Annotated in this window: 15 protein-coding genes; 6 read left to right on the top strand and 9 right to left on the bottom strand. The window is 48.2% G+C overall.

Features of this window, described 5'->3' with window-relative positions; all coding sequences use genetic code 11:
- Positions 1 to 151 precede the first annotated feature (151 nt).
- The 3 genes from NDI48_19535 to NDI48_19525 all read right to left on the bottom strand — a co-directional run bounded on the left by NDI48_19535 (position 152) and on the right by NDI48_19525 (position 3,253).
- Positions 152 to 1,036, bottom strand: coding sequence for a DMT family transporter (locus NDI48_19535; GenBank protein ID MEP0833363.1), 885 nt, complete (start codon positions 1,034 to 1,036; stop codon positions 152 to 154).
- A 120-nt stretch (positions 1,037 to 1,156) separates the two neighbouring features.
- A complete protein-coding gene (locus NDI48_19530; GenBank protein MEP0833362.1) occupies positions 1,157 to 1,999 on the bottom strand; it encodes an acyltransferase family protein in 843 nt (280 codons plus the stop codon).
- 273 nt (positions 2,000 to 2,272) lie between these two features.
- Positions 2,273 to 3,253, bottom strand: coding sequence for an aldo/keto reductase (locus NDI48_19525; GenBank protein ID MEP0833361.1), 981 nt, complete (start codon positions 3,251 to 3,253; stop codon positions 2,273 to 2,275).
- Between the two features lie 179 nt (positions 3,254 to 3,432).
- Between NDI48_19525 and infC the strand changes: the two genes are divergently transcribed.
- Entirely contained in the window at positions 3,433 to 3,867 is a 435-nt protein-coding gene (gene infC / locus NDI48_19520) for a translation initiation factor IF-3 (protein ID MEP0833360.1), read from the top strand.
- A 62-nt stretch (positions 3,868 to 3,929) separates the two neighbouring features.
- On the opposite strand, the gene NDI48_19515 is transcribed toward infC, so the two are convergent.
- From NDI48_19515 to NDI48_19490, 6 genes are all read right to left on the bottom strand, one after another.
- Complete coding sequence (locus tag NDI48_19515; GenBank protein MEP0833359.1) at positions 3,930 to 4,172, bottom strand: hypothetical protein; 243 nt, start codon at positions 4,170 to 4,172, stop codon at positions 3,930 to 3,932.
- 39 nt (positions 4,173 to 4,211) lie between these two features.
- On the bottom strand, positions 4,212 to 5,000 hold the full coding sequence (locus NDI48_19510) for an ABC-2 family transporter protein (protein MEP0833358.1): 789 nt from the start codon (positions 4,998 to 5,000) through the stop codon (positions 4,212 to 4,214).
- A complete protein-coding gene (locus NDI48_19505; protein MEP0833357.1) occupies positions 4,997 to 5,980 on the bottom strand; it encodes an ATP-binding cassette domain-containing protein in 984 nt (327 codons plus the stop codon). Before NDI48_19505 ends, NDI48_19510 begins: the two co-directional genes overlap by 4 nt.
- Positions 5,981 to 6,408: 428 nt before the next feature.
- Entirely contained in the window at positions 6,409 to 6,708 is a 300-nt protein-coding gene (locus NDI48_19500) for an RNA-binding protein (GenBank protein ID MEP0833356.1), read from the bottom strand.
- Between the two features lie 274 nt (positions 6,709 to 6,982).
- Positions 6,983 to 7,771, bottom strand: coding sequence for a type I methionyl aminopeptidase (map, locus tag NDI48_19495; GenBank protein MEP0833355.1), 789 nt, complete (start codon positions 7,769 to 7,771; stop codon positions 6,983 to 6,985).
- Between the two features lie 76 nt (positions 7,772 to 7,847).
- The gene (locus NDI48_19490) at positions 7,848 to 7,988 is read right to left on the bottom strand and encodes a hypothetical protein (protein ID MEP0833354.1); all 141 of its coding nucleotides are present in this window, start codon (positions 7,986 to 7,988) and stop codon (positions 7,848 to 7,850) included.
- 159 nt (positions 7,989 to 8,147) lie between these two features.
- Here NDI48_19490 and NDI48_19485 point away from each other — a divergent pair, with 159 nt between their 5' ends.
- The 5 genes from NDI48_19485 (at position 8,148) to NDI48_19465 (ending at position 13,703) form a co-directional block, all read left to right on the top strand.
- A complete protein-coding gene (locus tag NDI48_19485) occupies positions 8,148 to 9,260 on the top strand; it encodes an S-(hydroxymethyl)glutathione dehydrogenase/class III alcohol dehydrogenase (GenBank protein MEP0833353.1) in 1,113 nt (370 codons plus the stop codon).
- A 255-nt stretch (positions 9,261 to 9,515) separates the two neighbouring features.
- Positions 9,516 to 10,499: an alpha-ketoacid dehydrogenase subunit beta gene (locus NDI48_19480; GenBank protein MEP0833352.1), complete on the top strand. Its 984-nt coding sequence runs from the start codon at positions 9,516 to 9,518 to the stop codon at positions 10,497 to 10,499.
- Between the two features lie 275 nt (positions 10,500 to 10,774).
- The gene (secD, locus tag NDI48_19475) at positions 10,775 to 12,181 is read left to right on the top strand and encodes a protein translocase subunit SecD (GenBank protein ID MEP0833351.1); all 1,407 of its coding nucleotides are present in this window, start codon (positions 10,775 to 10,777) and stop codon (positions 12,179 to 12,181) included.
- Between the two features lie 14 nt (positions 12,182 to 12,195).
- Positions 12,196 to 13,122 (top strand): protein translocase subunit SecF, encoded by a 927-nt coding sequence (gene secF, locus NDI48_19470; GenBank protein MEP0833350.1) that lies wholly within the window; start codon positions 12,196 to 12,198, stop codon positions 13,120 to 13,122.
- A 161-nt stretch (positions 13,123 to 13,283) separates the two neighbouring features.
- Positions 13,284 to 13,703 carry a hypothetical protein gene (locus NDI48_19465; protein MEP0833349.1) on the top strand — a complete coding sequence of 140 codons (420 nt, stop codon included), beginning with the start codon at positions 13,284 to 13,286 and terminating at the stop codon, positions 13,701 to 13,703.
- Positions 13,704 to 13,738 lie beyond the last annotated feature (35 nt).

The following is a 13,738-nucleotide window of genomic DNA, read 5'->3' as shown; positions in this document are numbered from 1 at the left end:
CTCAATTTATTGTGACACTGGATTGGTCTTGACAAAATTAAGAAGAGCTTAGATTGGGAAGTTACGATTTCTGGCTTCCTCTGGTTTAAGTCAAAGCTTGAGTCAGGATGTGGCGGGATTATAGAAGTGATACCTGAAAATAGAAATGAAATTACTTGGATAAACTACGCTCTCGACTCAGCAGTGCAACGCTCAACGTCACAATCACTACTCCCACCAGTTGCAAACCCTGTAGTGTTTCCTGAATCGTGCACCAAGCCAAAATCACCGTAAGTGCTGGATTACTCGCGCCAATCATTGAAGCAGACGTAGCACCGATGAGGCGAATCCCGAAATTGTTCAGCAAGTGTCCGGCAAAAGTGGCGATCGCAGACAGGAGCGCTCCAATCCACAGGGGAATCCAGATGAGCTGAGCATCCTGTAAATTCCAGATTACAAGACTTGCGGCTGATAATCCTAAGGTGGTGGCAAAACTAATCCAAGTAAAGGGAAAAGGATGCAGGGTTTCAAAACTCTTTTGAGCCACAACCGTATAGAGAGCATACACAACACCGGAGGAAATCCCGGTGATGATACCGATTAAGGTTTGGTTATTCGCCGCCGTATCACTATAGGGCATGGTCAAAAAACTGCCCAGTAATACCAATCCCATCACACTCCAACGAAACAGTGTCGGACGATTCCCAAACCACCGCCAGGAAAATAGCGCCGTGAAAACGGGGTAAGTAAAGAAGAGAGTCATGGCAATACCCGTCGGAATCAGCCCGATGGAAATATAAATCATTGCCAAGTAAAGAAACATGAGAACCCCGCATCCCACCGATTGCAGCAGCAGAGGACGTTGTTCAAAATTCCCTAACTGTTTAATATCCTTCCAGGTTGCAGGGTAGAGTTTCGGTGCCAGAGATGCCATCAACGGAACGACTAACAGCATCCGCATGAACATCAATAAAAATGAGTTCTGCAAGGTGGGTGTGACAAAACCCCCCGTCTGGAAGAGTCCCAGAATCGCGTGTTCGTTGAATAGAACTCTCACAATTACATTTTGAAAGCAGAAAAAGACAGACGATAGCAGAACGATCAGAAAGCCAAGCACCGCTGAAATTGACGATGAAGTACACTTTGATTCTACTGAGGGGTTGAACTGGACAAGTTTTTACTGTTCCACCTCTCGAACTAAACCGTCTAACTCTTGCTGCATCTTTTCGCACACGAGGTTATAGCAAGCATCCACATAATCGCTATCATGGGCGGCTTCTCGACCATAACGCTCAAAAATAATCGGTGGGCAAACCCTGGTATGGATTTGTACAGGGAGTGGAATATTAGGCAGAGGGCCGATCGCCAGTCCCCAGGGTAATCCCAGATAAATCGGAAACACTTCTGGATCGATATCCAAAAACCAAGGCATTCCCCATTCATGGAGTTGCCGCACTTGTTGATACAAGTCAGCCAAAACAATTAGTGTATCGTGACCACCGTAGGAAATCACCGGCACAATCGGGACATTGTGCCCTAGTGCCAGCTTGATAAAAGCTTGATTCCCAGCCAAGCAGATTTTGTTACGCAAGGCATGGAGTCGAAAGACATCTTTAGCTCCACCAGGGTAAACGAGAACACTGGCACCTTTTCGCAAAGCTGCGATCGCCATTTTGGGATGCGCCACCACCGCACCCGTCTGAGCCACGAGGTCGGCTACTCTCGGAACAGCCTTCCAGACACAAGGATGCATCAAACCATAAACAGGACGTTCTGTGCCAAATTCTCGAAACCAGTCATACATCATCATGACCATATCAGGGGCGACTAGCCCTCCATTATGGGAACCGACGAGCAGGACTTGCCCCTGAGGCGGAATATGGTGCCAGCCACTCGTTTGCACTCGAAAATAGTAGCGATATAGCCACTCCCAGAGCGGCATGAACGATTGAATGACTTGAGGATTTCGTTGATCTAAAGACCAGCCGGGTCGTGCTACAAGGTCAGATTTTTGAGACATCGAGGAATTGTAGCAAGATTGGGCAGCCTAGAGCAATCACTCAAACCCAAGGAGAATCAGCTATACAGAGGTCATATTAATTCCGTTGGCATGGGAATTCACCGAGATTAGGGTGCAAAAACTCTGCGCTCCTGTGCGCCACCCTTTGCGACCTCTGCGTTAAAAACTCTAGTATTCCAATGCCAAATATCCATCGTATCCCTTCTGCCGCCTGCCTTCTGTCCTCGTATGATCTCCGGTCTGCCTTTTTTGGTAAAGACGAAGTTGTCTATTTCACCGAGTCTGAAAGATGTTTTGAACCATGGGTTTGTCTACACGAGCAGCCGCGCGATCAAGTTCTGCAACTTCGTTGGAGTCGAGTTGCCAACCCAAAGCGCCAATATTCTCCTTAGCTTGTTCCACACTTTTGGCTCCAGGGATGGGAATGGTTCCTTTACAGATGCACCAGTTGAGGGCAACCTGTGATAGGGTCTTGTTTCTGGATTGGGCGATCGCTCGTAAGCCGTCTACGATCGGGTGGATGCTGGGTAATAACTGCCTAAACAGCACACCTCGGATGCCTTTGGGGAAAGGCCCTTTCTCCGAGTATTTTCCGGTTAACAGCCCCAATCCCAAGGGGCTATAGGCAATGAGCTTTATCCCCAGCTCATCACAAACATCTTTGAGTCCAAGTTGGGTGACCGGATAGGTGGATAATAGGGAATACTGAACTTGTAGCGTCGAAATGGGAACGGCGCGATCGGCAAGCTTTTGATGCACCCATTTGAGCCGTTTGGGGCCGTAATTGGATAAGCCGACTCCCTTCACCAATCCTTGCTCGTAAAGATCCGCCAAACCCTGCAAGAGTGCCCCCTCCTGCCAGGGAGCATAGTTAGCTGTAGACCAGTGCATTTGTACTAAATCTACATTTCTTCCCAAGCGCTGGGCAGATGCCTTGCCAGCCGACACCATGGACTGACGTGTCAATCTCCACGGATAAGCCGCCAGCTTGGTGGCTAGGCAAATCTTGTCTGAATTGGAACCCTGATATCCCTGAGAGAACTGTCCGAGAAGTTGCTCACTTCGCCCATTCAATTTCCCCGTTCCGTAGGAATCGCCCGTATCAAATAAAGTCACACCGTTGCTTACACAGAGGTTAAAGACGGCTTGCAACTGGTCATCCATGCTTTCGTCATATCCCCAGAGCAGTCGGTTTCCCCAGGCCCAAGTTCCGCAGCCCATGATAGGAAGGGAGAGTTTTTGCGTCGTCTGCATCTTTACTCGGTGTAGATGTCCTTATGACCTTTGTTTAAATTCTCTATCACTTTACTCTCAGTTCGTGTACACTGCGCTACGCTAGTATTATCGGCTAAATACAATATTGAGTTTAAGAGGATATTACTATCGCTTCTAAACAACTGATTAACCATCAAATCAAGACTCCTCAAGTCCTGTTGATTGACCAAGAAAACAACAATCGGGGTTTGACTGATACCCGTGATGCGCTGCAACTCGCTGAAAGTGTAGGGCTTGACCTTGTCGTAGTCTCTGAAAGTAAAGAGGCTCCAGTAGCTAAGATTCTGGACTACGGCAAGCATCAGTACCAACAGAAAAAACGTCAACGCCAGAGTGCTAAACCATCGATGAAGGAGGTTCAGCTTCGCCCGAACGTCGGCGAGTCTGATTACAGCTTACGCATCAATAGAGCTGTTGAGTGGTTGGGTAAAGGCGATTCCGTGAAATTCCAAGTCCGTTTACGGGGTCGAGAACATCAACATCGCGACCGCGCCGCAGAATTGCTAGACCGCATTGTAGTTGACCTCGGTCAAGTGGGAAAAGTCCAGTCCTTGGATAAACGCTCACTGATTGTTCAGGTGATTCCATCCTAGATGAATGTTCCGGGGAGTTCTGAGGAACTCCCTGGATGTGGGGATTGCACCACAAATTACTCCTAATTCTTCTGATACCAGCGATTGCCGGCAGACAGAACCGCTGCTAAAGCGATTCCCGGCAAAGTTATAACGGCTATCCAAGGAGAGCGGAACCAAGCGGGTTGCTCGTATCCTTCCTGTTCATACACTTCAAATTTGCTGTGCGAACAGGATTGAGCCGAACTCACGGAACTCAACACTATGCCACTTGCGATCGCCGTGGTGGATAGAATAGCTACCAGAGATAACTTAAGTTTAATCACAGTCTCTTCTCCAACTGATTTGAACAGATTTAAGTTTGACTAAGCTCCCATCCCCGAGTACTGCTTCAATCCCTTGCGCCACAGCCAGCGGTTCAAGATGAAAAAAAGTAGACTCCAACCCAGCATGACCAAAATACTTCGCACAATATCCACAGGTAGCCCAATCAAAATTGCTGCTGGGAAGTGAATGAGATAAGGAAAGGGCGTCCACAGTGCTACCTCACGCACGGCTACTGGAAAAACTTCTAGCGGGGCAATGATGCCAGACAAAAACAAGTAAAACAAAAACCAAAATTGCTCGATCGCACTTGCTCGTTCTGTCCAAAAGGCAAACAGAGCAAAAGTATACTGTATCAAGAAACGCAGAGCAAAAGCCAGGGCAACCAGGGGCATAAACAGCATTATATTGCCCAGACTCGGTAGCCAAATCGCCTCAGGATAAAGCAAAAAAAACAAACCCACCAACATTAACGCCAAAGGCAGACGAGCCAGCCGTTCTGATACATGGGACGCGACATGATGCCACACCGGATCAATCGGCTGTAGGAGTCGGGGAGAAAGCTTTCCTTCCACCACTTCCTTTTCAAACTCCCAGACGACCCAAACGACATTAAACTGACGGACAAGAAAAACGGTGAGAAAATAGCGGGCAAAATCGTTAGCCTCTAGACCAAATTGTCCACTTTGGGAGGCTTTAATCCAGATACCCATCAAAATCAGCGGTAGGGTTCCCGACAGCGCCCATAAAAACAACTCCGCCCGGTACTCTACCATGTAGGCATAGTAAACCGAGAGGAACGTTTGAGCCGTTCTCATCCCTCGCTTCATGAGACTACCCCAGCACGAAAAACCCGACCAATCACTTCTTCAATGGGTGGCTCAGTGACGCTTAAATCCATGACTTCCAGCTCAGCCAAAATTTGAGACACGGTACTCGTCAGGACATCGCGCTTGACCAAAAAACGGACTTCCCGACCTTCAATGGCTTCTACTTCAGCATAGGTAGAGAGTTTCTCTTCGGGCAACGGCTCAGCCAGTTCCACTTGAACCTCGCGATAAGGTGCGAAGCGGTCAACTAACCCTTCCAGAGAGCCATCATAAATCAGTTGACCTGCATAAATTAACAGTACCCTTTGGCACAGAGCCGTGATATCCGCCATGTAGTGACTGGTCAGAAGAATCGTCGCACCTGTGCGCTGATTATATTCCCGCAGGAAGTCGCGGACTCCAACTTGGGCGTTGATATCTAATCCCAACGTTGGCTCATCGAGGAAGAGTAGTTGGGGTTGATGTAGCAAGGCTGCCAGCAGTTCGGCTTTCATGCGTTCCCCCAGAGAAAGCTTCCGCACGGGTTGGGTGAGTTTGCCTTCTAAAGAAAGCATCTCGGTGAGTTCTCCGACGCGATACTGAAAATCTCTGTCAGAGATGCCATAAACAGCCGCGTTAATTTTCAGGGAATCTAGTGCAGGCAAGTCCCAAAGCAACTGCTGCTTTTGACCCATAACTAGGGTAATTTTCTTCAAAAAGTCTGTTTGCCTGCGAAAGGGGACATGATTCGCCACTCTCACTCGACCGCTGGAGGGGTGAATGAGTCCGGTGAGCATCTTGAGTGTCGTGGTTTTTCCTGCACCGTTGGGACCCAGGAATCCAACCACTTCGCCCATCTCAATCTCGAAAGAAACGTCTTGAACAGCTTTGACTGAGCGGTAGGTGCGGCGCAGAAAGTGAGCCAACGTACCTTTGATGCCCGGTTCTTTAACGGCTACCGGGTAGACTTTGCTTAGGTTCTCAACTACAACAATAGACATAGCTTTACTGTAATCGATGGGTCATCAGTCTGTATCTACTTCAAAGTACGAGGAAGTTCTCGGATTTATTGACCAAAAAGCTCTTGACAAGTAACTCGTTATTGAATCTGAAAAAACTACCGCAAGGTATGGGTATGGAACGGGATGGAATCCAATTTGTTCAGCTATCGCACCTACAATTGACCTTCTATAAATTGTCAAAAGGCTCGAAACTTAGGTCATTAAACAAAGTTTAAATACCTCACATTATGAGCAAAAAGGCTCAAGCTTTTTTGCCTGAGCCTCTTGCCATTCACTTGAATTACTAACAATAGTAGAATTAAAAAAGAAAATTAGCCGATAAACATCGGCTGGCATTCAAGACTTGAAAATAACAAGCCGGACGACATCGGCTAACCCACAAGGGTTAAAAGTATTGTTCTTAAAACTTAGTAGCGGCGAGAGAAGCTGTTGCTTTTCCGAAACCCACCCGAAGCGCTTTTATTTTCGCGGGGCTTAGCCTTATTCACTTTCAGGTCGCGACCCATCCATTCTGCACCATCTAGAGCCTCAATCGCGGCTTCTTCTTCAGCATCTGAGCTCATTTCCACAAAGCCAAAGCCACGGATGCGTCCCGTTTCTCGATCTGTGGGAAGTTGAACTCGTTTGACTGTACCGTATTCTGCAAAAACCGCATTGAGGTCATCTTGTGTAACTTGGTAGGACAGATTACCTACATAGATTGACATTGATCTTCTCCAAAAACAGGGGAGTGTAGAGATTGGAATTGCGGAGAGAAATCTGTTCACGACCAGAAGCGAGAAGCCTACCGATGAAAACAAAATCTGCAACCGAATTAATTCTATTCCTTAAGATAGCGCATAAAGGTGATAGCTCAAGGAGAGAACTAAAAATTTTTACAAAGAGTTTGTTATGAACCACCTTAAGGTTTTGAGAACAAGGGATTGCTCGCCCCCTTAACCTAGTGCAAGGCTTCAACACACCGCTCTTGTTAACACAGCCCTAAGCCGATTTCCTCTGTGCATCCGCTTCGCGTAATGTGAGAATTTCAACACCTTCTTCAGTGACCGCTAATGTATGCTCAAATTGAGCAGAAAGCTTGCGATCTTTTGTCACAGCTGTCCATTTGTCAGCGAGAACCTCAACTTCCCAAGTGCCTTCATTAATCATTGGCTCAATGGTAAAAACCATACCAGGGCGAAGACGCTTTCCTTTCCCCCTTGTGCCATAGTGAGGAATTTGAGGTGCGGTATGGAAAATGTTACTCACACCATGTCCGACGAAGTCTCGCACCACAGAAAAACCATGAGCCTCGGCATACTCTTGAATAGCCGCGCCAATGTCTCCAATCCGGGAACCGGAGCTAACGGTAGCAATCCCTCTTCTTAAACACTCCTCCGTCACCTCAACCAACTTCTTCGCTGTTGGGGAAGGAGTACCCACAAAAAAAGTTTTGGAAGTATCACCGTGGTAGCCTTCTACAGTCGGCGTCACATCGATATTGATAATGTCGCCTTCCTTGAGGATTTGTTTAGCATTGGGAATCCCGTGACAGACCACCTCATTGACACTGGTGCAGATGGACTTGGGAAAGCCATGATAGCCCAGAGGAGCACTTTTTGCCCCATGTGCTGTAGTCCAGCGCTCCGCTTCGTCATTCAGTTCTAAGGTACTCACCCCTGGCTTAACCATCGGTGCTAGATGATCTAAAAGTTCAGCGGCCAAGCGCCCTGCGCGGCGCATTTTTTCAATTTCTCTGCTGGATAAGAGAACGATTGTTTCGTTTCCCATGAATCTTCCTTAACCTGATCTCCCCAATTCGTGGGGACGTCCATCTAGTAACTGAACTGACTCCGAAACTCTACATCTAGGGTGCATCGCGACGTACCCTACTACTACTGTTAGTATTTAGCTGAGAATTTTGTGTCAGTCCTCTATTAATTAACTTTACCTCGATCGCTTCAGCATCCCCCACGCCTGTATGGAATTCCGCCCCTAAGAGCAACATTAGCGATTGTCGCCAGTTAAAACCGAAATCCCCTCAACTTTAGCTGGGATGGCTCGGCTGGGAGGTCAATCTTCTAAGCTATGAAAAATAATGGTTCAGTTGAACAATTGTTCATACACTGAAATGAAGCGGTTGAGACAACCCGATAGGAGGGGATGAGTGCAAGTCAAAGCAGCGGTTGCCTATGAGGCAGGGAAGCCATTAACCATCGAAACGGTTCAGTTGGATGGTCCAAGAGCGGGTGAGGTATTGGTTGAAATTAAGGCAAGTGGAGTTTGCCATACCGATGCTTATACCCTCTCCGGCAAAGATTCAGAAGGGCTATTCCCCGCCATTCTGGGACATGAAGGGGCCGGTGTGGTGGTGGAGGTGGGTCAAGGCGTCACCAGTGTGAAACCGGGCGACCATGTCATCCCCCTATATACCCCCGAATGCCGTCAGTGCGAATATTGCCTGAGTCGTAAAACCAATCTCTGCCAAGCGATTCGTGGGACTCAAGGGCGCGGTGTTATGCCCGATGGCACCAGTCGCTTCTCGATGAATGGAACTCCGCTGTATCACTATATGGGGACATCTACATTTGCCAATTACACGGTACTGCCGGAAATCGCGGTGGCGAAAATCCGTGAAGATGCTCCGTTTGATAAAGTATGTTACATCGGCTGCGGGGTGACTACGGGGATTGGTGCGGTGATTTATACGGCTAAAGTGGAACCCGGAGCAAGAGTTGTGGTGTTTGGGCTAGGAGGGATTGGCCTCAACGTGATCCAAGGGGCGCGGATGGTCGGTGCTAGCCAAATTGTCGGCGTTGATATTAATCCCGATAAGCGAGCCATGGCTGAAAAATTTGGCATGACGGATTTTGTCAATCCTCAGGAAGTGGAGGGGGATTTAGTTCCCTATTTGGTGGACTTAACCAAAGGTGGCGCGGATTACAGTTTTGAGTGCATCGGCAATGTCAATGTGATGCGCCAAGCCTTGGAGTGCTGCCACAAAGGTTGGGGTATGAGTGTGATTATCGGCGTGGCGGGTGCCGGGGAAGAAATTCGGACTCGTCCGTTTCAACTGGTGACTGGGCGCGTTTGGAAAGGTTCAGCCTTCGGGGGGGCAAGGGGTCGCACGGATGTTCCCACCCTTGTGGATTGGTATATGGAAGGGAAGATTAACATTGATGATCTCATTACCCATGTGATGCCGCTGGAGAATATTAATCGGGCTTTTGATTTGATGCACCAAGGGGAATCGATTCGCAGCGTGGTGACATTCTCTTGACGGATGAATTATCGCATCGGAATATTACAGTAGAGTCTGATACAAAATCCTACTTATAGACCCCGTTGTTAAGCGTCTAAACAATCTCTCCCCCTCTCCCATACTCGGATGAACTCCGGCCCCTCCTTTGAGAAATAAAGAGGTTATCGAAACGGATTGGGAATGAGGTGCTGCGCCGACCTCCCGTATCCGCAGTTTCCCTTACAAAGCTTAGGCAATGCTAGGATGGCATTTGCCGAATTTGGTGAGGTACTGATGGCAGACACACTTTTCTTTAACGCCCTACGCGCCGCCATTGATGAAGAAATGGCACGCGATGAAGCTGTATTTGTACTCGGTGAAGATGTAGGTCACTACGGTGGTTCCTACAAAGTCACCAAAGATCTGTATAAAAAATACGGTGATCTTCGGGTTCTGGATACCCCGATTGCGGAAAACAGCTTCACCGGTCTGGCCGTCGGTGCAGCGATGACGGGTTTACGACCCATTATTGAAGGCATGAATATGGGCTTTTTGCTCTTGGCCTTCAACCAAATTTCCAATAACGCTGGGATGTTGCGTTATACGTCCGGTGGGAACTTCAAAATTCCCATGGTGATTCGTGGCCCTGGTGGGGTTGGGCGTCAGTTGGGGGCTGAACACTCCCAGCGACTAGAAGCTTACTTTCAGGCGGTTCCGGGTTTAAAAATCGTTGCCTGCTCAACCCCGTACAATGCCAAAGGACTTCTTAAATCCGCGATTCGGGACGACAATCCCGTTTTATTCTTTGAACATGTCCTACTTTACAACCTCAAAGAAGACCTACCCGACGAGGAGTACTTGGTACCTCTCGATAAAGCAGAGGTCGTCCGCCAGGGCAAAGATGTCACCATTCTCACCTACTCTCGGATGCGTCATCACGTCATGCAAGCCGTGAAGCCGCTCGAAAAAGAAGGGTTTGATCCAGAGGTGATTGACTTGATTTCCTTGAAGCCGTTAGATTTTGACACTATCGGGGCTTCCATTCGCAAAACCCATCGCGTGATTGTGGTGGAAGAATGTATGAAAACCGGGGGTATTGGAGCAGAATTAATCGCGTCGATTAATGATCGATTGTTTGATGAACTCGATGCGCCAGTGCTGCGGCTGTCTTCTCAGGATATCCCAACCCCTTACAACGGTATTCTGGAAAATCTAACAATTGTGCAACCCCAGCAAATTGTGGAAGCTGTACAAAAGATGGTGGCATCGCGGGTTTAAGGTAAGAATATAGTAGGTTAACAGGTTGCAGGTTGCAAGTTAGGATACCAACTTTAACCTTCAACTTTCAACTTTCTAACCTACCTTACCCTTCTGGCAATGCTTCGGAGTAGGGTTTCGCCTCCGGAGTACAACGTTCAACCGAGCAACTGTTTACCCTCTGGCTGGTGAAAGTGAAAACTTTCCTCGCTTGCCACCGAGTAACGACTTGACCGAAGAGATTTAGTCGTTACTAAAAAGGATTATCATATCACTTGTTGCGGCGGTTCGTAGTGATGCAAAAACAGCGTTGGATATTAGCCTTGATTGTAGCCCTCGTGATTGGGGCGATCTGGGTGCTTGTGCAAGTGAAAATTCCATTAGGATTAGACTTGCGGGGGGGGGCACAGTTGACCATTCAGGTCAAGCCCACAAAAGAAATTCAGCAAATTACATCGAGACAACTAGAAGACGTTCTCAGTGTGATTGAAAATCGGGTTAATGCACTTGGGGTTTCAGAACCCCTGGTACAACCCGTTTATCCCGATCAAATCTTGGTGCAGCTACCTGGGGTAAATGACCCGCAACAGGCAGAACGGGTGCTGGGTGGCACAGCACAATTGGAATTTCGCAAGCAGAAACCAGGAGCCGATTATTATCAGCTAATGGCTGAAATGCAATCGCGAGACGCTTTGGTGCAGCAGCAGGCTCAGTTGAGTAGCACAGGGGATGAAAAAGCGCTCGCAGACAATAAAGCAGCTCTTGAGCGCAGCAACCAAGCGATCGCACAATTGTTTGAATCTACCGGTCTGACGGGTAAAAATCTCAGAGATGCTCTTCCCGAACCCACTCAAACAGGTGATAACTGGAAAGTCGCCATCCGCTTTGACGCCGATGGAGCCGAAAAATTTGCTCAGCTCACCAAAGAATTGGCGGGAACGGGTCGTAGTATCGGTATTTTTCTCGATCAGGCTCTGATTAGCGCGCCCACCGTTGGGCCCGAATATGCCCAAGCAGGTATCACGGGTGGTGGTGCTGAGATTAGTGGTCGCTATACAGCTCAATCAGCCAACGAATTTGCCGTGCAGCTACGAGGGGGTGCCTTACCTGTACCGGTGGAAATTGTAGAGAACCGCACAGTGGGTGCAACGTTAGGGCGAGACAGTATCCAAAGCAGTATCTATGCCGGGATTGGCGGCTTGGTTTTAGTATTGGTGTTTATGGGCCTCTACTACCGCCTGCCCGGTTTAATTGCTGACGTTTCCTTAATCATCTACGCCCTGCTGACGATGGCGGTTTTTGCTCTGTTGGGTGTGACCTTAACGCTGCCGGGAATTGCTGGTTTTATTCTCAGTATTGGCATGGCCGTTGATGCGAATGTACTGATTTTTGAACGGACGCGAGAAGAAATAAGAGCCGGGAAAACTTTGTATCGCTCTGTAGAATCGGGATTTTATCGGGCATTCTCTAGTATTTTGGATGGTAACGTGACGACCGTAATTGCTTGTGCTGCGCTATTTTGGCTAGGGTCGGGGTTGGTGAAGGGTTTTGCACTCACACTGGGTTTGGGAGTCGTGGTGAGTATGTTTACAGCGATCACCTGTAGCCGCACGTTTATGCTGCTGGTGGTTCTGGGATTTCCAGGGTTGCGCCAAAAGCTTGAACTCTTTGTGCCTAACCCACCCGTTTCAGTGAACTCATAGACGGAGGGGTGGCAATGAAACTTAATGTCATTAAACAGCGATCGCTTTGGTGGACAGTCTCGATTAGCATTATCCTGGCTGGCATCATCGGTATGGTGATTTCCACAGCTACCTTAGGGTCGCCGTTACGCTTAGGTCTGGATTTTGTCGGCGGTACGCGGCTGCAATTTGAGCTAGATTGCTCAAAACCCGGTAACTGCGACAAACCCATCGACCTCTCTGCCGTTCGGAACGTGATGGATCAGCAGGGATTAGCCAATAGCAGCATCCAAGTTTTAGGTGAAAAACAACACGCATTGACGATTCGGACAAAGACGTTAGAGCCGAACCAACGTGTCGAACTCAAAGATGCTTTAAGCGAAAAAATTGGAGCTTTTGACCCTAAAGCCATCCAGATTGATACCGTGGGTCCGACCCTAGGTCAGCGGCTGTTTACCTCTGGGATGCTTGCGATTTTCCTCTCTTTCGCCGGTATCCTGATCTACTTAACCTTTCGTTTCCAGTTCGACTATGCTTTCTTTGCCTTCGTGGCTTTATTCCACGATGTGTTAATCACCGCTGGCATCTTCTCTATCTTGGGTTTGGTGTTAGGTGTGGAAATTGATAGCCTCTTCGTCGTTGCCATCCTGACCATCATTGGTTTCTCAGTTAACGATACAGTGGTAATTTACGACCGGGTGCGGGAGGTGATCAAGGAGCAACCAGAGATGCACATTGACCAAGTCGTGGATGATGCCGTCAATCAAACCCTGAGCCGCTCGATTAATACGACCTTAACCACGCTGCTGACGTTGACTTCAATCTTCCTGTTTGGAGGAGAAACCCTCAAGTATTTTGCCTTGGCGCTGATTGTGGGCTTTATCGCAGGTGCTTATTCCAGTATTTTTATTGCCAGTTCGCTCCTAGCTTGGTGGCGAAATCGCAGGCTCAAAACAGCATAATCGCATCTGAAAAAGTTCCAGCAAAGTCGAGAGGATAGGGAGGCTTTCAGCTCACAATAGACATCTTGAGGAGATTAAGCTTCAGCTACCGTGAAGGATTGCAGGTTAATGATCAAAGATGTCTATTGAACAGAGAAACCATAGAGCAGCCAGACGTCCAGATGCCTCGAATATCTAGAAGAGAAGTTTCAAACCTTGACCCTAGCCTCAAAATACCGATCATGCGGTTACATCGGCTGACGGTTTATGGTCGCTGGTTTGTCGTCACCTTGCTTTGGGTAATCCTGGCTCCCTGGTGTCTGTGGGGTTGGCGCTACGAGATTTCGCTGATGCGATCGCATTTTACTTGGTCAGCAGTGCGATATGGCATCATCTTCAATCCTTGGCCTGCTCTTGGTTTAGGTTTGTGTGTTTCTATGACTACTGCTATCTTAGTTTGGCAGAGTCGTAACATCTTATTCGGATTACCACACGAGGAACAACAGCACCTAGAGCAACAGGTACGCCGCATTGCTCAACAAGGCGTGAGTCACCCTTTGTGGAAGTGGGTGTTTAAACAGGATTCAAGCCCACAGGAGTAATAGAGTTGAAAGTTAATGAGTTAGTTTCTGGCTAG

This window comes from Microcoleus sp. AS-A8, assembly GCA_039962225.1.
Classification (GTDB): Bacteria; Cyanobacteriota; Cyanobacteriia; order Cyanobacteriales; family Coleofasciculaceae; genus Allocoleopsis.
This window is presented reverse-complemented; position numbering and strand designations above follow the sequence as displayed.